Below are 18,769 nucleotides of genomic sequence, written 5' to 3' on the forward strand. Positions count from 1 at the left end.
ACGCGCCGCAGTCGGACGCTATTGCAAACTATTTATAGCCTGTGCTCGACAGAGATTCACCCCAGCTGAACGCGAAATGCGCAGCAAGCGAGTCCTCTAAACGAGTGCTTTTAATAGATGCAAAAGTGCGCCATCTCAAGCAAAGGGTAAAAATAGCCCACGACGACAAACGACAGGGACTGTGCAGTCATCCTCTCCTCTGTCCTTTTGCCTGAGCGTTTCGCGTCGCGGTTCAATAACACCACGACACTTTCGCCTTCGGCGCCACCTGATCACACTTTAAGTTAAGTTAAGTTAAGTTAAATTAAGTGCAATTGGCAGTCTCTCCAGAGGCTCGTCCAGTAACAGTCCACGCCTATCGGCACCTGAAAGAGTGCTTTGTTTTTATGGGAAGATTCGATTCAATAAAACCGTCGCTTCAAATAAAACCAAAGTTGCCTCGTCGGTGTGGGGTCAATTCCCCACTCTCCTGCTACCTTCATCCGAACGGATTGTTAGATTGAGATTAACTCCCAAGCTAACAGGACGCACAGAATGCAACAAACGCGGCGTCAGCTCAAGCCGTTTGCTCACAGTTCGTCGAGGATTTAATTCAATTGACTATTTTTACGGCAAATGACGATTTATGTTTTGTGATCCCGTTTATGATCCCATTACAGGAAAAATCAGTATCTATCTGAATAGAAAATGCTTTATCTTGAACACGGGATTGCAACGCTAAATTGCACCCATGATATGTTGCAGCCACAGCTTGAAACACTGCTTACCACATAAGCCGCCAATGGATATAAAGGAGTTGCTCAATGGCCGACGTCGCTAAACCAAATCCTGTCGACAAGCTTCACCCAGTCGCCAAGCTTAACCAAGTCAGCAAGTGCTTTCGCGATGGCGAGCAATATCATCAAGTGCTGCAAGCGGTTGACCTGCAGATCCACAGGGGCGAAACTGTGGCGCTTACAGGCCCCAGCGGCAGCGGCAAGAGCACCTTACTCAACCTGATCGCCGGTTTTGAAATGCCAGACTCGGGCGAAATCTTACTAGAACAAGCGTCCACCTCAACTTGGCAAGACAAAGATTGGAGCCGTTTCAGGCGCAATTCCTTAGGTGTCGTGTTTCAGCAATTTAACTTACTCACGCCACTCAACGTGAAAGACAATATCGCCTTCTCCTTAAGTTTAACCGCGCAGCCGTGGTCAGCTTGGTGTGACTATCTGGTTGAAAAACTTGGACTGATGCCATTACTTCACCGCCAAGTTGAAGCCCTGTCCGGCGGTCAACAACAGCGCGTAGCCATCGCCCGCGCCTTAGCCCATAAACCGACGTTACTGCTGGCCGACGAACCCACAGGCAACTTAGATGATGTATCGGGTAAGCAAGTCATGGCATTACTGTGTGAACTGGCACGGGAAAGCCAAACCAGTATCTTAATGGTTACCCACAGCGAAGAGTGCGCCGCCTTTATGCAAAAACGTTGGCACTTATCCCAAGGTGCAGTCGCTATCTATGAACAATAAACCGCTCACTAAGGCGACTCCCACAGAACTTAAGCAGATAGAACTTAGGCAGACTGGACTTAAGCAAACTGGACTTAAGCGAACTTGGCTGAAGCTGACGTGGCTCAGCCTAAAGGTGTTTATCGCCCATTATCGTCATGCGCCCTTGCAGGCGGGCGCGATTCTACTCGGTATCGCCTTGGCCGTGACTCTGCTGATTGGGGTTAAAGCGACCAACGACAATGCCGTGCGCAGTTATACCGATGCGACTGAGCTTTTGAGCCAGCGCGCCGATGTGTTACTCACGCCGCCCCTTGGACAAAACACCTTAGATGAATCTGTTTATTTCGCCTTAAGACGGGCCGGATTAAGTCAGAGTCTCGCCGTGGTTAATGGCAAAATCTCCGGCAAGAATGGTCAGTTTTGGCAACTGGAAGGCAGCGATCTGATTGCCGCATTAACGCTACAAAAATCGAGAAATAACACCTCGACTGAAACACCGTCAACGACCTCGCCGCAGATGAATGAGTTACCGCTTGCCGATCTCCTCAACGGCGCCCCCACAGTAATAATGAGCCACAGCCTCGCCACAAAAGTAGCGCCAGACGGTAAACTTGTTTTAGAAAATAACACCTTAGATGTCATTGCAATTGATGATGATTTTGGCCTCGGCAGCGCCATCTTGGCCGATATTTCCCTCGCCCAGCAATTACTGAACATGCAAGGCCGATTAAGCTATATCGCCATGTTCAGCGAGCGAGAAAACTTACCTCAACTAAAATCCCAACTCGACGCTTTGGGCATCACGCCGCAAAAGGCCAGTTTTAGCCAGCAAGATCAAGGCCAAGCGCTAATAGCGCTGACCCGCAGTTTTCACCTTAATCTCAATGCCATGAGTATGTTAGCCTTCGTTGTCGGCCTCTTTATCGCCTACAACGGTGTGCGCTACAGCCTAATGAAACGGCAAAAACTGTTAGTGCAGTTATTGCAACAGGGAATCGAGCGCCGCGCCTTGATGACGGCGCTGATGTTAGAATTAATTTTGTTGGTTGTCATAGGCTCAAGTTTGGGCTTTATCAGTGGCTTGCAACTCAGCCACTGGCTGCAACCTATGGTCGCCATGACCTTAGAGCAAATGTATGGCGCCCACTTACTCCCCGGTATTTGGCAATGGACTTGGCTTATCGAGGCAATTGCCCTCACCTTAGGCGCTGCGTTCGCCGCTTGCTTGCCCTTGTATTTAGATCTTACGCGCCAAGCATTGGCACAAGGGGCGAATCGTTATCAGCAAATGCAGGCACACCGCAAAACTCATAGCATTCAATTTGCCTTAGCCTGTGGTTTACTGACCGTAGCGGCGCTGCTGTTTCCCTTCAGTCAAAGCTATAACATCAGCTTAGTGTTGCTCGGTATCGTCGCTATCGCGATCCCCTTGTTGTTGCCGCAATTATTACATTGGGGCGTCAGTGCGTTAATGCCCTTGGCACGCCCCGGATTATGGCAATATCTGCTCGCCGAAACCCGCGAGCTTATCGCACCGCTCTCCTTGGCTATGATGGCAATCTTGCTGGCGCTCAGTGCCAATGTGTCGATGAACACCCTAGTGGGTAGCTTCGAGCAAACCCTGCGGACTTGGCTAGAAACCCGCTTGCATGCCGATCTCTACATCCGTCCACCGAGCCAGCGCATCGACACGATTCAAACCCAACTGATGCACGATCCTAGAGTCAGCGGTCTTTATCAGCAGTGGCAAATTGAAGCCCAGCTTTCACTCCCTACATCGACAGATAATTCAAGCGAGTTGACGATTCCAATTAGCCTACTTAGCCGTGATGAATATTCGATTCGCCACACCAGCGCCCTAAAAGAAAGCCTGCCTACACTGTGGCAATCCTACTTTAACGCCCCCGTTATCTTAGTGAGCGAGCCCCTCGCCATTAAATATCAATTGCAGCTTGGCGATAGCGTGTCATTGGATGCGCTTAAGAAAACCGGTAACAGCCAAGCCATTATCGGCGGCATTTATTATGACCACGGCAATACCCGAAACGAGGTAATTATCAGCCAGGCATTATGGCAAAAGGCACAATTACCTGTGCTGCCGATCAGCTTGGCGGCGAATTTTTACGGTAAAGAGCAAGGCCGCAAGATCAGTGAAACGGATCTCGATGAACTGCAAATCCAACTGGCTGCCGAGTTAGGCTTATCGCAAGCGCAAATCTACAGTCAAACTAAGATTAAAACCCAAGCTATCGCCATGTTTAAGCGGACTTTTTCGATTACCTTAGTGCTGAATAGTTTGACGCTGATTGTCGCCGCGATTGGCCTCTTTAGTGCCTGTTTAATGTTAACTCAGGCACGGCAAGCGCCACTGGCACGACTGTATTCCTTAGGCGTGAGTCGTAATGCGCTGCGCGGTATGGTGTTTATGCAAATGCTGATTGTAGTGCTGATCACTTGCCTGCTCGCTATGCCAACAGGTGCGCTGCTAGGTTACCTGCTTATCAACAAGATCACCTTGCAAGCCTTTGGCTGGACGATAAAAATGATTTGGGATTGGCAAGCCTATGGCAAAGCAATATTGATTGCCTTAACCACCTGCACCTTAGCCGTGCTCTTGCCGCTGTATTGGCAAACTCGCAAACCACTGGTCGCCAGTCTGCAGCAGGAGACCCTATGATGAAAACACTCAGTATTGTATGGGCAGTGGTTGGGTTAATGCTGATCGGCGGCTGCGATAAAACGCCATCTCCCCAAAATACTCAGTCAAAATCGATGGCCAATGTGGTAGGAAAAACCTCGACTAATCAATATGATTTGGCCTTTATCCCTGTCGTTCCCGGCTATAGATTTGAATTTCCGCGAGATCACTTGGCGCACAATAACTTTCGCCAGGAATGGTGGTATCTGACAGCCAATTTAACTACAGAAACAGGTGAGCAACTCGGTGCCCAGTGGACGCAGTTTAGAGTCGCCCTAAAACCCACAGATCTGCAAGCAACAGATGTGGTTCCTAAAAGTGAATCCACTTGGGCGACTCAGCAGCTTTATTTAGCCCATAGCGCATTAACCTCGAGTAATGCTCACCTCGCCCACGAAAAGTGGTCACGCCGTCATAGCGAGTTTGCCGAAGTAAAATTAGATCCCTATCAAATCCGCCTCGACAACTGGCATTGGCAGAGCCAAACCAATGCACTCTTTCCCGCCACCTTAACGGTGGAGAATCCTGATTTTAGTTACCAACTTAAGCTTAACAGCCAAGCGCCACTGCAATACCAAGGCGCGAACGGTTATAGCCTTAAAAGTCGCGATGGCCAAGTGGCCTCCTACTATTACAGCCAACCTTTTATTGAGATCTCAGGTGAAATAAACCGCAATGGCAAAGTGGAGCAAGTCACAGGCCAAGGCTGGCTCGACAGGGAATGGAGCTCGCAATTTCTCACTAAAACGCAACAGGGCTGGGATTGGTTCGCGCTCAGATTAAACGATGGCTCGACGCTGATGTTGTTTCAGCTACGGGATCAGTCTCCAGCAGAGTCCGCAAAGAATACCCCTATCTCGGCATTTTATAGCGCCAGAAGAATGTTTGCCGATGGCACTGGGCGCAACATCAATTCCACTGACAATCCCAATGACATTAAGATGACGCCTCTTAAATGGCAACACACAGTCAATGGCGACTACCCCGTCAGCTGGCAAGTTAAAATCCCCAGCGAGAATATCGATCTCACTATCACCCCGCTCAATCCTAATAGCGCCATGCCATTATCGACGCCCTACTGGGAAGGCCCAGTGCAACTCTCTGGCAGCAATACTGGTACAGGTTATATGGAACTGACGGGCTATTGAGCCCAAACATAGTTCTTATAACCAGAAATGCTAAGTCAGCGCGAAGTAACATAACAAGATAGTTATTCAGAGAATGATCTTAAGCTGCTGTTGTATAAAGACATCGCAACACGCAATACGTGACCAAGCCCACAATAACACCCTATTTGCGATCGAGTTTAAGACTAATAATCAACCAATTGTTGCATTTTAATGTCAACCCAAATACATTATCATAAATTGAAATGACAACGTTGTCATAGCGTACAGATAACAGTTTAACTCTCACGTTAATGAGTAACTGCAATACGCATCAACCAGCACAAATGGAGTTGTGAATGAGTTCTATCATCCGCATAGAGAAAGGTTTTACCTTAATTGAACTCATGATCGTCGTAGCCATCATCGGCATTCTCGCCGCTATCGCTATCCCTTCTTTTTCCGAATACCTAAAGCAAGGTCGTCGTTTCGATGCCCAGCAATATTTGATGACGAGCGTGCAAGCATTAGAACGCAATTATTCCCGTCAAGGTAAGTATCCTGCTGCGCAAACCTTAACCAACAGTCCTTACTACACTTTTAGCTACACACCGGCGGACGACAAGTTAAGTTTCTCCCTCTCGGCAGTCCCAACCAGCCGCCAATCGGATAGCTGTGGTACCTTAAGCATTAATCAGAAAGGCGTGCGAACTCCTGCTGCCAATTGTTGGACGAATTAAATGTCGAACACGTGGGGTCAAGGATTTACCTTAGTTGAGCTTATGGTTACCGTCGCGATTATCGGTATTTTAGGCAGCTTAGCACTCCCTTCGTACCGCGATGTTATGGCACGTGAACAGCTAACCGCAGCCGCGAATGAATTGGTCTCTAGCTATAAATTTGCCCGCAGCGAAGCGATAAAACGCAGCACTTCAATTACCCTCACGACAACAGAAGCGGGACTTTGGGTCATTAAAGATAGCGACGATAACGAATTGAAGGTTTTTACGCCCCCGACACGTGGGGTTACTGTAACAGGACTGGTTAGTATCAGCATCAGTGCCACGGGCAATACAGCCAAAACCAGTATTTCATTGGCGAACAGTCAAGGTGAAAACATGAATTTATGCATTTTACCGAGCGGCCAAAGTCAGCTTCAGAGCGGGGATTGTGCATGAAAGCCTTTAATCACATAGGTAAAAAACACCTTGGCTTTACCATGACAGAAGTTTTAGTCTCACTCGTGGTATCAGTCACTTCATTGCTTGCACTGGCAAAAGCGCAGCTATCATCGCTACAACATGCCACCAATAGCTTTCAATACACAGTTGCCACAGTGCAAGCGCAAAATGTCATTGAACAGATTTGGCCAAGGTTATGCGAAGTGCAAAAGCAACCCGCCCGCTTCGAAGATATCAATTTTAGAGCCAGTTTAAGCCAAGATTTCCCCGTAGGCTTTGACTTAGTGTTACCCGCCACTTATCAAGACAACATGGCAATTACTGTGACTTGGCAAGATGGTCGAGTCGATACCGATAATAGCGTCAGTCTTAACGCCAGTTTCCCCCATCTGTGTAAGGCCTAACTGTGATTTCAGCTCATCACACTCAATGGAGACACATTAAACCCGCCTTAAGACAAACGGGGTTTAGCTTATCCGAACTGATGATTGCCATGGTATTAGGGCTGATCATCATGATCGCTGTGATCAATTTCTTTGCGCCACTTAAGGCCACCGTTGAGGAAAGTAAACGTCTAGAAAATGCCGCTGACGCCTTAAGATACGCCACGCTAACGCTCAGTAAAAGCATCAAACAGGCTGATGACGTCGCAAATGTATCGGCTAACGAACTCGTCTTAAGCACGCGCGCCTCTGCAAGCCAACCGAGTATTAGCTGTTTAGGCCAAAGTAAAACCGCTGATTACATTGAAACATTTAGCTTTATGGCACCTAACTTATCCTGCAACGATGGTGATGGCGCGCAAACACTCCTCACCGGGCTAGAAGCGGCTCACTTCTCGCAAGCTGGTGAACTCGTCAGTATCAATCTGAAGCCCTTAGCTTTGCCGACGCAATATGGTCAGGGTATTAGCTTGCAGGTCGCACTGCGTAAACCCCTTTGGCAACAAGCCATTAATTAACAACAAGTGCCATAGGCACAAGGAAGCACAGACATGCACACGGGACGTTCATTTGCTCACGCTTCGCCACCTCGCGGCAGTATCAATAAGCAAAAGGGTGCAGTATTACTTATCGTCTTAGTCTTCAGCCTATTAGCCAGTTTATTAGTCGTGACATCATTGCGAGATAACTTAGTACAAGAGCGACTGAGCGGGAATTTCCAGAAGCAAGTCAATGCGCAACTCACCGCCGAACAAGGCATGTATGAAAGCTATAACACCCTCAAAGCGACTTTAATTAAAGTACCCCAAAGCACTACGACCTCCTTAAATGACAGCCTGCCAAAAAGTGCCTCAGGCAGTATCGACAGCAGCGCCTATACGTTGACAAAAACCGTGACCCCGAGCGCCGAACTCAGCGTCAACAGCACAGGGCAACACTTAGAAGGTCAGGCCAAACTCAATGCACTCTTCGCCCTAAAAGGCGCAAAGGGTAATAACATTTTTGACGATGCCATCGTTTCATGCGAGAGCCTCAATCTCACCGGCAGTAGCACAATCGATGGTTACGACTCACGTAAAGGCGCCTACGGCGATAGCTTCAACAATGCTCAAGGTAACAGCCAACTCAATAAGCATGGCAAAGGCAATGTGACGACGGTTGAACCGAATGCCGATGTAACCTTGTCGGGCAATTCGCCGATTTACGGCGATGTCAGTGCAACGGGAAATGTTACATTGACAGGCTCATCTTCATTAATGGGCAATATTCAGAGCAATAAAGATGTCATCTTAGGCACAGGTACTGTCGGGGGGAATATCGCTGCGGGTCAGAATTTCGAGCTAAAGTACAGTGGGACAGTTGAAGGCTCAGTGCAAGCCAATAACAACGCATCAACGGCTCCCGGTGCCAAAGTGAATGGGACGCTTCAATATGGCGGCGATGGTACCTTTCATCAAAATAGCAGCATTGGCCAAGCAGTGAAACAAGCGCCTAATGTCCCTCCCGTTCCCACTAAGTCCTGTGATCCATTAGATATTGGTGCCGTAATGGGAGGGTTTAAAATGCCCAACAATGGCGCGAGAACAATTGCATCGACTCAGAATGTTACCATTTCCCCAACGGGCTCGACTGCGAGTTCAGGTAACAGTAATGCGTTTCCTGCCCTGTCCTCAAGTTCAGAGAACATCTTCGGTTCTGAAACCCCAGTATTTAATCTCGACAGTTTAGTCATGAGTAGCGATGGTGTATTAAACATCAGCGGTGGGGATGTCACACTGATCATCAATGGTGACTTTAAAATGAGTGGCGCAAACCAACTCAATATCGCCCCAGGCTCAAGCCTAACGCTATTTGTGAATGGTGAGATTTCCTTTACGGCGGGTACTAACAGCGGTAATAACATTAAAAGCCAAACCCTAACCAGCAGCAATAAACCGCCGTTAGCGATTTACTCTGGTTCAAATAAAGATGTGACTGTCAGTGGAAGCGTGCCGATTTACGCCGCGCTTTATGCGCCTAAATCCAAAGTCAATCTGCCCGGAGGTCCCGAAATCTTCGGTTCAGTAAGAGGAAAATCCATTACCGCCACGGGCAATGGCAAGATCCATTATGACAATGCCTTAGGCGAAGCCGATTTGGGCAGTGACAATGCCATTCCACCCGCGATAGTGCTTAAAGGTTGGCAATATTTATAATCTTGAATTATTGGCCGTATCCCATATACGGCCAAGTACGACAACCTCATCAGCAATAAACTCACCGCTTAAATTTCAAACTGGGAGTTAGATCACTCGCAAAACTTTGATCCGGATCGACTATCGCTTTCAATACCTCTTGTGAGGTATACCCACATTTTTCATCAGGTCTAGACTCACCAGTATCAGTACTCGGTTGCTTTCCTTTTTAATATTAAGCAACCGAGTTAACGCCACTACAGGTCAGCCCTTATGAGTCAGGAATACCACGTCACCAGCCTTGTGGTGCATGCCACGCCTAAAACCTTACAGCAGGTTGAAGCCAATATCCGCGCATTAGTGGGTACTGATATTCATGCAATTACACCCGAAGGAAAATTGGTCGTTACCCTAGAAGGGAGTAGCCAAAGGGCGATTCTTGACAATATTGAAGCCATCAATGCCCTGTCCGGCGTGTTATCTGCCAGCTTGATTTACCACCAAGTAGAACCCTTAGTACAAGAGAGTGAGGAAATATTATGAGCATAAGCCGCCGCGAGTTTCTCAAGGCCAACGCAGCGGTTGCCGCTGCGACGGCCGTTGGCGTCACACTTCCCATTAAGATGGTCGAAGCCGCCGAACAAGCTGACAGTATCAAGTGGGATAAAGCCCCTTGCCGCTTTTGCGGTGTGGGGTGTAGCGTATTAGTGGGCACCCAAGCGGGCAAAGTGGTCGCCACTAAGGGCGATCCTGAAAGTCCAGTCAACCGTGGCCTTAACTGTATTAAAGGTTATTTCCTATCAAAAATCATGTACGGCAAGGACAGATTAACCACGCCATTGCTGCGGATGAAAGACGGCAAATACCATAAAGAAGGTGAGTTCACCCCAGTCAGCTGGGATGTGGCCTTCGATACTATGGCCGCGAAATGGAAACACAGTCTCGCCACCAAAGGCCCAACGTCGGTAGGTATGTTTGGCTCTGGTCAATGGACTATTTGGGAAGGTTATGCCGCCTCTAAACTTCATAAAGCAGGCTTCCTTACCAACAATATAGATCCTAACGCACGCCACTGCATGGCCTCTGCCGTGGGCGGCTTTATGCGCACCTTCGGTATTGATGAGCCCATGGGTTGTTATGACGATTTAGAAGCCGCCGATCAGTTTGTGCTTTGGGGCGCGAACATGGCGGAGATGCACCCAATTCTATGGGCACGTTTATCCGATAGACGTTTAAGCAGTCCAACTTGTCGCGTGCATGTGCTGTCGACCTTTGAAAATCGCAGCTTCGATTTAGCCGATAATCCTATGGTGTTCCGCCCACAATCGGACTTAGTGATCCTCAACTTTATTGCCAATTACATTATTGAAAATAAAGCCGTTAATACTGACTTTGTTAGCAAACACACTAAGTTTGCCTTAGGCGTTGACGATATCGGCTATGGCCTGCGCCCAGATCATCCATTAGAGAAAAAAGCTAAAAATCCAGGCAATGGTAAATCGACACCGATTAGCTTTGATGAGTACGCCAAGTTTGTCAGCACTTATACGCTGGAATACGCAACTAAGATGAGTGGTGTGGAGCCCGAGAAATTAGAAACACTAGCCAAGGCCTATGCCGATCCTAAGGTTAAAGTGATGAGTCTGTGGACCATGGGCATTAACCAACACGTTCGCGGCGTGTGGGCCAACAACATGCTTTACAACATCCACTTACTCACGGGCAAAATTGCCACTCCGGGTAACAGTCCATTCTCGTTAACAGGTCAACCTTCGGCTTGCGGGACTGCCCGTGAAGTGGGGACTTTCGCCCACCGTTTACCCGCCGATATGGAAGTGACCAACGACAAGCACCGCGCCATTACCGAAAAACTGTGGCAAGTACCTGAAGGGACGATTCCCGCAAAACCTGGCTACCATGCCGTACTCCAGAGCCGTATGCTCAAAGATGGCAAGCTCAACTGCTACTGGACCATGTGTACCAATAATATGCAGGCGGGCCCCAACATCAACGATGAAATCTATCCGGGTTTCCGTAATCCAGAAAACTTTATCGTGGTTTCAGATCCCTATCCAACCATCACAGCCATGGCGGCGGATTTGATTTTGCCAACGGCAATGTGGGTTGAGAAAGAAGGGGCCTACGGCAACGCTGAACGCCGCACCCACATGTGGCATCAGCAAGTAAAAGCCCCCGAAGGCGCGACCTCAGATCTGTGGCAATTAGTCGAGTTTTCGAAACGCTTTAAAGTGTCTGAGGTCTGGCCAGCTGAGTTGATAGCTAAGCAACCAGAATATGCGGATAAAACCTTATATGAAGTGCTATTCGCCAACGGCGTGATCGACAAGTTCCCCACATCGGATTGCAAAGCAGAGCTCAACGATGAGAGCGAACACTTTGGTTTCTATTTACAAAAAGGCATTTTTGAAGAATATGCCACATTCGGTCGTGGCCACGGCCATGATCTAGCCGACTTTGACCGTTACCACGAAACCCGTGGCCTGCGCTGGCCAGTCGTTGATGGCAAAGAAACCCTGCGCCGTTTCGTTGAAGGTAGCGACCCTTATGTCAAAGCCGGTGAAGGCTTTAAATTCTATGGCAAACCCGATGGTAAAGCGGTGATCTTCGCCCTGCCCTACGAACCCGCCGCCGAAGAGCCGAATGAAGAGTACGATTTGTGGATGTCGACCGGCCGCGTGTTAGAGCACTGGCACACAGGCTCGATGACAGCGCGCGTACCCGAGCTTTACCGCGCTTTTCCCGACGCACAGATTTTTATGCACCCAGAAGATGCCAAAGCCCGCGGTGTACAACGCGGTGATGAAGTCATAGTGGCATCACCACGGGGTGAAGTAAAAACCCGTGTCGAGACCAAAGGCCGTAACAAACCGCCACGCGGCGTGGTATTTATGCCTTTCTTCGATGCACGCCAGTTAGTCAACAAACTGATATTGGATGCAACCGATCCCCTGTCAAAAGAAACTGACTTTAAAAAATGCCCAGTGAAGGTCTTCAAGGCGGAGAATAACCAATGATAAAAATACTCACCTTAACTGCGTTACTTATCGGCATAGCGGGCTGTTCCGGTCAGCCTGCCGACATCAATGCAGTGCCAGTTAATATTCAATCCCTCGCAGGAAACATGGCGATCACCGACATTCGCCCAGCCGATGCCATGGCGATTTATCCCAGTCGCGGCACCGCCATTGAGCGCAGCTTTAGCGAGCAACCACCGCTCATCCCACATAAGGACGATTACAAGATCACCTTAGATAAAAATGGCTGTCTAAGCTGCCATAGTTGGGACAAGGCAAAACGCATGAAAGCCACGCCTGTTGCTAAGTCCCATGTGATTGACGATAAAGGCACAGTTAACGGGCATAACTATTTCTGTACTCAATGCCACGTCGCTCAAGCCGAAAACAAACAACCACTCGTAGAGAATCAGTTCTCCGACAAGTAAATCACTATCCCCATACAGAAAAGCCACCCGAATTTATGAGGGTGGCTTTTTTGCTATTTAAACGTCCTATCCTAATGAGTAGCCTTAGAGTCAGTAATGAGCATTCAAGTAAATATAAGACTAAACGTCTATCGCGAGTTAAGAGCCCGTTGCTGAACAGTACTTTCACTAAGGGAGAGATTGAGGAAAATTTAGAAAGGCAGTATGAGAATCGAGGGACATGAAGATAAGAGCAGAATCTAAAACGCAGAAAAGAAAAACCCAGCCTAGGCTGGGTTTACTTGTTGTTTTGCTTTATGCAAATCACCCGCTGGAGCCGTTTTAGTTACTTGCGCCGCTTTTGCTTTTTGCACATCTTTTGCCACAGGCATAGCCGCCTGCCACAAAGCACCTACCCACAGACTTGAACTTGATTTCATCGGTATTCCCCTGTTTTGTTAACAAGGTCAAAGTAATACTTAGGCCATCATTAGTAAAATGAATAAATTCCATAATATGGATTCCATTTGAGCATGAACATCCCAATCAAGACCTTACAGTGTTTTCTGACCCTAGTGGAAACCGAAAACTTTACCCGCGCCGCGCAGAAATGTTTTATCACTCAGCCGACACTGAGCAAAATCATCCAAAGACTCGAGGAGAGCCTAGGGGAAACCCTGCTGATCCGAAATAACCAAAAGGTTGAGCTCACTCAGGCGGGGCAACTATTTGAGCACAGTGCACGGGAAATCCTCGGCCAATGGCATAGATTGCAGGAGGACATGAGTAACCTCAGCGGTCTCAAATCGGGGCGGTTACGACTGGGTGTATGTCCTATGATGAGCAGCCTTATCATAGGCTTGCTCACTAGCTACCGTAAACGTTATCCAGGGGTTGAACTACACATGTATGAATACGGCGGATTCGGCTGCGAGCAAGCCCTGCTCAATAACAGTCTCGATATTGCCTTTACCGCGCTACCCACAACCCATGAGACTGAACTCGTCAACCAACCCCTAACTAAGTACCCTTTACTCGCATGCCTGCCTGAGGGGCATCCCTTAGCCGAAAAAGACCACTTGAACTGGCAGGACTTCCAACCCTATCCTTTTATCCTCTATAACGAAGACTTCTCCCTCGCCAAGTTGATCAATCGGCTCAGCCGCAAAGCAGGTGTTCAGCTCAATATTGCCTTTCGCAGCGGTCAGTGGGATTTCCTCGCCGCCATGGTCGAAGCCGATATGGGCGTCGCCATTTTACCTGAGCCGATTTGCAATAGATTAAGCACCAGCAAACTAGTCTTTAAACCTATGCAACCCGCAATGACATGGGATCTGGCGCTCATTTGGCGACAAAGTTTACCTTTAACGCCCGCGGCCAAAGCCTTGCTCGAATTGAGTAAACAAAAGACTGAACGCTGAGAAGATAAAGCGAGAACTGACATTTTATTAAACAAAGGGGTACGGACTTTAAACAAAGAGATCCGGAGCTTCGTCAGCCGTAACTAATGATGACCGTTGGATCTCACCCATAAAAAAACCGCTGCTAGCCTAGAGGCCGACAGCGGTTTTTATTAGCTAACTAAGCTAATAAAATATTAGCTTAGTTAAGTTAAGAATTACTTCTTAGCTTCAGCAGCTTTACGTTCTTTAACTTGAGCAACAACTTTCTCAGCTACGCTAGCTGGACATTGGCTGTAGTGTGAGAACTCCATAGAGAACTGACCACGACCAGAAGTCATTGTACGTAAAGTACCGATATAACCAAACATTTCTGATAACGGTACGTCAGCTTTAACGCGAACACCTGTTACACCAGCAACTTGGTCTTTGATCATGCCACGACGACGGTTTAAGTCACCGATCACGTCACCCACGTTGTCATCTGGGCTGAACACGTCAACTTTCATGATTGGCTCAAGAAGTTGTGGTTTAGCTTTAGCGATAGACTGACGGAAAGCGCCTTTAGCAGCGATTTCGAACGCGATTGCTGATGAGTCAACTGCGTGGAATGCACCGTCAGTTAATTCGAACTCAACGTCTAACACTGGGAAGCCAGCGATAGTACCTGTGTTCATCATGCTCGCGAAACCTTTCTCAACTGCTGGCCAGAATTCCTTCGGAACACTACCACCAACTACTGAAGATTTGAACACGAAACCAGTGTTTGGCTCACCTGGGCGGATGATATATTCGATCTTACCGAATTGACCAGAACCACCAGATTGTTTCTTGTGAGTGTATTGATCTTCAACCATTTGAGTAATGGTTTCACGGTAAGCAACTTGTGGCTCACCTACGATCAATTCAACGCCATAAGTACGCTTCAGAATGTCTACTTTGATATCTAAGTGAAGTTCGCCCATACCTTTAAGGATGGTTTCACCTGAATCTTCGTCAGTTTCTACGCGGAATGATGGATCTTCAGCGATCATCTTACCGATAGCGATACCCATTTTCTCAGAACCGCCTTTATCTTTTGGCGCTACTGCGATAGAGATAACTGGCTCTGGGAACACCATAGCTTCTAAGGTAACTGGGTGTTTAACATCACACAGAGTGTGACCAGTTTGAACGTTCTTCATACCCACGATAGCGATAATGTCGCCAGCTTGAGCTGATTCAATTTCGATACGGTCGTCAGCGTACATTTCGCACATACGGCCGATACGTTCAGTTTTGCCAGTCGCGCTGTTCAGGATGGTATCACCCTTCTTCAGACGGCCAGAGTAGATACGTACGAAAGTCAGGGCGCCGAAACGGTCATCCATGATTTTGAACGCTAACGCTTTCAATGGCTCATCAGCAGAAACGATAGCGAATTCGCCAGTTTCGTTGCCTTCTTCGTCAGTCAGTGGTTGTGGATCAACTTCGTCTGGTGCTGGTAAATAATCAACAACAGCATCAAGAACCAGTTGCATACCTTTGTTCTTGAACGCAGAACCACAGTATGTTGGGAAGAATGCAAGTTTACGAGTACCAATACGAATACAACGCTTGATGTCTTCCATAGATGGCTCTTCGCCTTCCATGTACGCTTCCATCACTGCATCGTCTTGCTCAACCGCAGTTTCGATCAGCATTTCACGGTATTCTTCAACCATGTCAACCATGTCAGCAGGCACGTCTAACACTTCGAAGTTTTCAGGAATACCTGAATCATCCCACACGTATGCTTTACGAGTTAACAGGTCAACAACACCAGTGAATTCGTCTTCAACACCGATTGGTAAAACCATAACCAGTGGAGTTGCAGCTAATACGTCTTTAGTTTGCTTAACAACACGTAAGAAGTCAGCACCCATACGGTCTAACTTGTTTACGAAGATGATACGAGCAACTTCAGATTCGTTCGCATAGCGCCAGTTAGTTTCTGATTGAGGCTCAACACCGCCTGAACCACAGAATACACCGATACCGCCATCAAGCACTTTCAGAGAACGATAAACTTCAACTGTGAAGTCAACGTGTCCAGGGGTGTCGATAACGTTGAAACGGTGATCTTTCCAGAAGCAACTTACAGCAGCAGACTGAATAGTAATACCGCGCTCAGCTTCCTGTACCATGAAGTCAGTGGTAGATTCACCATCGTGAACTTCACCGATTTTATGGATTTTACCGGTTAGCTTAAGGATACGCTCGGTGGTCGTGGTTTTACCCGCGTCAACGTGAGCGAAGATACCAATGTTTCTGTATTTGGATAATTCGGTCATGATTCAACTTTAATGAGTAGTTTAAGAAGTAGACGGAGTATGCGACAAACACCGACACACCGCACATCAGATTATTTTAGGCGCATATTGTAAATTGGAACCCTTCTCGGCGCAAATGGCTAGACTACTTTTTCACGATAAAGTCGCGTAATAATTTAAGAAAATGGTCATAAACACGAACTAAAACAAATGAGTAAAACACTTTAGCTTATTTTTCACCCAATTGATAAAAATCGTTAAATAAACCGCATTCTAATGGGATAAGGCGATTTTCAAGGGATTTCTATCATATCGTCAGTACAAACATCGAACATTAACCGATATGCATTGCTGCTGGCGCAATAATGTTAATCCTTTCTTTAAAATAAAGATGACATCATTGATTCAACTGAGTGGAAGCCATTTGCTCAGATAACGGCAAATCACGCTTGTGTAAATACTTACTTGTCGGTGCACATTTGATTACGCCCTTGCGCTTTAGCGCGATAAAGCGCGCGATCAGCACGTTCAAAGCACAACATCATAGGTTCGTTATCGGCAAGCTTAGCGACGCCAAAACTGCAAGTTAACTGCACATTGTCAGTAAATTGATAATGTTTGATCCTCTCTGCTATCCGCACACACAAGCTTTCAACTAAGGGTAAGGATGACTGCTGGCAGAGGATCACAAACTCTTCGCCGCCCCAACGGGCAACCACATCAGATTCACGCACACAGTGCTGTAGCACCTGCGACACTTGCTCAAGGATCCGATCCCCGACGTTATGCCCTAGCGTGTCATTAATCTCTTTAAAGTAATCGATATCAATCATCACCAAGCACATGCCTGCTTTAGCAGATTGATCATGCTGCTCATTATTAATAAAAAGGCGATTAAAGTAATGTCGGTTATACAACTTGGTCAGGGGATCATGGGTAGATAAAAACTCGAGTTCGGCATTTGAAGCCTCGAGCTGCTGTCGTAAGGTTTCGAGCTGCTGATTCTTATCGGTGAGTCTACGGTTATACTGGCTGATAAAGTAAGTTCTTGCCCCCAACATTAGCAATAACAAACACGTCGCGCAGATAACTTGATAAACAAGTGAATAGTTAGTCTCATCTATGACAGTCACATTATTCCACTTCTGATAAATCAAGATCCGCTCCTGCTCACTCACAGCATTTAAGGCCTTATTTATCACAGGTAACAAGGACTCTTGACCATAGGCAACCCCCATCCGCAACTCATCTTCTGGTCCGCCCCAACCGGCTATTTTCAAATGATTAAATCCCGTCTGTTGAATGTAGGAGTTAACCGAAAACATCGATCCCACAAACAGATCGGCACGTTTATCCAGCACCGACTGCAATCCTGCTGGCTCACTGGCCACAGTAAGCGTCTCAATTTGAGGATAATAATGCTGAATATATTCGGCTAAACGATAACCTTTAGGCACGGCTAAAGTACGCGCCCCAATATTCTCAAATCCTTGCAAGAAAGGCTGATCTTTAAGTGACACCAATACATTAGGCGAGCGGAAATAGACATCACTGAAGTGCAGATAAGTCTCTCGTATCAGGGTTTTATTCAGCATAGGGGTTAAATTACACTGCCCGCTTTGCAAAAAAGATAAGGTCTCGGTCCAAGAGGAAGTCGGCACCAGCTGAAACTTAAGGGAGGAATGCGATTCGATATAATCAATATAATCTGATGAAATACCCAGATGTTTACCCTCTCGGATTCCTTCATAGGGTAACCAGTCAGGATCAACGCAATAACGGACTGTCTGAGTCATGCTAACGCTAGCGTCTTGGCTAGCAAGCTTGGCATTCGCCATCGCTAAACTGTCGGCATGAGCCAGAAATGGCATACACATCAATAGCGGCAATAACCTCAATAAGCCACGCAATTCCATTGATAGTTTCAACCTAAAAGCAGACGCTCGATGGGGAATGTAAAAAAAGTGTATACGTGAAAACCGCATAATACCAATTCCCATCATTACGAGTGTGTAGCGGTTATTTATCAATAGTCGGTTCAAAACGCTGAAATATGTGTCTGCGCAACGCAATAAGGGGTGTATAGACTGCAAAGAAAACCTCTTGAGTGAGGAAGGTTAACGTCGCTGCAAGTGACAATTGAGGCAACGTATCACTTTTTTTCAGATTTCAGATTTGGGCTTTCAGCTTTAATGAGCCTAACAGGACGCAATAAATTGATAGTGATATCGAGGATGTACCTGTCTATAAAGATAAAGCAAACCCGCAATCGGTTTGGCAAAAGTGATATTTTCTAAAATGCCGAAACGAAAAAAGCCTCTACATTGCTGTAGAGGCTTTCATCTTTATGCTGGCGGGTGAAATATCACGCAGCGATGAGCTCATGAACGAGAGGTATGGATGTCGAGCTAGGCTGTTAAGCAGGGATGCTGTTCCGCGACGATTAAAATAGATAAATTTCAGATACGAAAAAGCCCTAACATTGCTGTTAGGGCTTATCGAAATGTTGGCGGAGCGGACGGGACTCGAACCCGCGAC

15 protein-coding genes and 1 riboswitch are annotated in these 18,769 nt (G+C 47.2%); of the genes, 12 read left to right on the forward strand and 3 right to left on the reverse strand.

All coding sequences use genetic code 11. The annotated features are described in order from the left end of the window. Positions 1–189 precede the first annotated feature (189 nt). Positions 190–340: riboswitch (glycine riboswitch) on the reverse strand. A 463-nt stretch (positions 341–803) separates the two neighbouring features. From BM607_RS15460 to napB, 11 genes are all read left to right on the forward strand, one after another. After that, a complete protein-coding gene (locus BM607_RS15460) occupies positions 804–1,514 on the forward strand; it encodes an ABC transporter ATP-binding protein (protein WP_011847709.1) in 711 nt (236 codons plus the stop codon). Then, on the forward strand, positions 1,504–4,173 hold the full coding sequence (locus tag BM607_RS15465; RefSeq protein ID WP_071940065.1) for an ABC transporter permease: 2,670 nt from the start codon (positions 1,504–1,506) through the stop codon (positions 4,171–4,173). The genes BM607_RS15460 and BM607_RS15465 overlap by 11 nt, the downstream gene beginning before the upstream one ends. Beyond that, positions 4,170–5,342 (forward strand): lipocalin-like domain-containing protein, encoded by a 1,173-nt coding sequence (locus tag BM607_RS15470; protein ID WP_071940064.1) that lies wholly within the window; start codon positions 4,170–4,172, stop codon positions 5,340–5,342. The genes BM607_RS15465 and BM607_RS15470 overlap by 4 nt, the downstream gene beginning before the upstream one ends. Positions 5,343–5,659: 317 nt before the next feature. Continuing rightward, a complete protein-coding gene (locus BM607_RS15475; protein ID WP_006086002.1) occupies positions 5,660–6,040 on the forward strand; it encodes a type IV pilin protein in 381 nt (126 codons plus the stop codon). Further along, a complete protein-coding gene (locus BM607_RS15480) occupies positions 6,041–6,478 on the forward strand; it encodes a GspH/FimT family pseudopilin (RefSeq protein ID WP_071940063.1) in 438 nt (145 codons plus the stop codon). Beyond that, the gene (locus BM607_RS15485; protein WP_006086004.1) at positions 6,475–6,885 is read left to right on the forward strand and encodes a hypothetical protein; all 411 of its coding nucleotides are present in this window, start codon (positions 6,475–6,477) and stop codon (positions 6,883–6,885) included. The genes BM607_RS15480 and BM607_RS15485 overlap by 4 nt, the downstream gene beginning before the upstream one ends. Positions 6,886–6,887: 2 nt before the next feature. Then, a complete protein-coding gene (locus BM607_RS15490; RefSeq protein ID WP_071940062.1) occupies positions 6,888–7,442 on the forward strand; it encodes a prepilin-type N-terminal cleavage/methylation domain-containing protein in 555 nt (184 codons plus the stop codon). A 33-nt stretch (positions 7,443–7,475) separates the two neighbouring features. Then, complete coding sequence (locus tag BM607_RS15495) at positions 7,476–9,119, forward strand: polymer-forming cytoskeletal protein (RefSeq protein ID WP_071940061.1); 1,644 nt, start codon at positions 7,476–7,478, stop codon at positions 9,117–9,119. Positions 9,120–9,371: 252 nt separating this feature from the next. Next, positions 9,372–9,641 (forward strand): chaperone NapD, encoded by a 270-nt coding sequence (locus BM607_RS15500; protein ID WP_071940060.1) that lies wholly within the window; start codon positions 9,372–9,374, stop codon positions 9,639–9,641. Next, positions 9,638–12,133, forward strand: coding sequence for a nitrate reductase catalytic subunit NapA (gene napA, locus BM607_RS15505; protein ID WP_071940059.1), 2,496 nt, complete (start codon positions 9,638–9,640; stop codon positions 12,131–12,133). The genes BM607_RS15500 and napA overlap by 4 nt, the downstream gene beginning before the upstream one ends. Continuing rightward, positions 12,130–12,561, forward strand: coding sequence for a nitrate reductase cytochrome c-type subunit NapB (gene napB, locus BM607_RS15510; protein ID WP_071940058.1), 432 nt, complete (start codon positions 12,130–12,132; stop codon positions 12,559–12,561). Before napA ends, napB begins: the two co-directional genes overlap by 4 nt. Positions 12,562–12,827: 266 nt before the next feature. On the opposite strand, the gene BM607_RS15515 is transcribed toward napB, so the two are convergent. Continuing rightward, on the reverse strand, positions 12,828–12,980 hold the full coding sequence (locus BM607_RS15515) for a hypothetical protein (RefSeq protein ID WP_006086010.1): 153 nt from the start codon (positions 12,978–12,980) through the stop codon (positions 12,828–12,830). A 93-nt stretch (positions 12,981–13,073) separates the two neighbouring features. Between BM607_RS15515 and BM607_RS15520 the strand changes: the two genes are divergently transcribed. After that, positions 13,074–13,961, forward strand: a complete 888-nt coding sequence (locus BM607_RS15520; protein WP_006086011.1) for a LysR family transcriptional regulator — start codon at positions 13,074–13,076, stop codon at positions 13,959–13,961. A 197-nt stretch (positions 13,962–14,158) separates the two neighbouring features. Here BM607_RS15520 and fusA read toward each other — a convergent pair whose 3' ends face one another. Then, positions 14,159–16,252, reverse strand: a complete 2,094-nt coding sequence (fusA, locus tag BM607_RS15525; protein WP_071940057.1) for an elongation factor G — start codon at positions 16,250–16,252, stop codon at positions 14,159–14,161. Positions 16,253–16,692: 440 nt separating this feature from the next. Beyond that, positions 16,693–18,147 carry a diguanylate cyclase gene (locus BM607_RS15530; protein ID WP_170927470.1) on the reverse strand — a complete coding sequence of 485 codons (1,455 nt, stop codon included), beginning with the start codon at positions 18,145–18,147 and terminating at the stop codon, positions 16,693–16,695. Positions 18,148–18,769 lie beyond the last annotated feature (622 nt).

It is taken from the genome of Shewanella sp. SACH, from assembly GCF_001887095.2.
GTDB classification, from domain to species: Bacteria; Pseudomonadota; Gammaproteobacteria; order Enterobacterales; family Shewanellaceae; genus Shewanella; species Shewanella baltica.

Bases quoted from the DNA above. Each gene is read 5' to 3' on its own strand.
- BM607_RS15460 (WP_011847709.1), top strand. From the start codon at position 804: ATGGCCGACGTCGCTAAACCAAATCCTGTCGACAAGCTTCACCCAGTC.
- BM607_RS15465 (WP_071940065.1), top strand. From the start codon at position 1,504: ATGAACAATAAACCGCTCACTAAGGCGACTCCCACAGAACTTAAGCAG.
- BM607_RS15470 (WP_071940064.1), top strand. From the start codon at position 4,170: ATGATGAAAACACTCAGTATTGTATGGGCAGTGGTTGGGTTAATGCTG.
- BM607_RS15475 (WP_006086002.1), top strand. From the start codon at position 5,660: ATGAGTTCTATCATCCGCATAGAGAAAGGTTTTACCTTAATTGAACTC.
- BM607_RS15480 (WP_071940063.1), top strand. From the start codon at position 6,041: ATGTCGAACACGTGGGGTCAAGGATTTACCTTAGTTGAGCTTATGGTT.
- BM607_RS15485 (WP_006086004.1), top strand. From the start codon at position 6,475: ATGAAAGCCTTTAATCACATAGGTAAAAAACACCTTGGCTTTACCATG.
- BM607_RS15495 (WP_071940061.1), top strand. From the start codon at position 7,476: ATGCACACGGGACGTTCATTTGCTCACGCTTCGCCACCTCGCGGCAGT.
- BM607_RS15500 (WP_071940060.1), top strand. From the start codon at position 9,372: ATGAGTCAGGAATACCACGTCACCAGCCTTGTGGTGCATGCCACGCCT.
- napA (WP_071940059.1), top strand. From the start codon at position 9,638: ATGAGCATAAGCCGCCGCGAGTTTCTCAAGGCCAACGCAGCGGTTGCC.
- napB (WP_071940058.1), top strand. From the start codon at position 12,130: ATGATAAAAATACTCACCTTAACTGCGTTACTTATCGGCATAGCGGGC.
- BM607_RS15515 (WP_006086010.1), bottom strand. From the start codon at position 12,980: ATGAAATCAAGTTCAAGTCTGTGGGTAGGTGCTTTGTGGCAGGCGGCT.
- BM607_RS15520 (WP_006086011.1), top strand. From the start codon at position 13,074: ATGAACATCCCAATCAAGACCTTACAGTGTTTTCTGACCCTAGTGGAA.
- fusA (WP_071940057.1), bottom strand. From the start codon at position 16,252: ATGACCGAATTATCCAAATACAGAAACATTGGTATCTTCGCTCACGTT.
- BM607_RS15530 (WP_170927470.1), bottom strand. From the start codon at position 18,147: ATGGAATTGCGTGGCTTATTGAGGTTATTGCCGCTATTGATGTGTATG.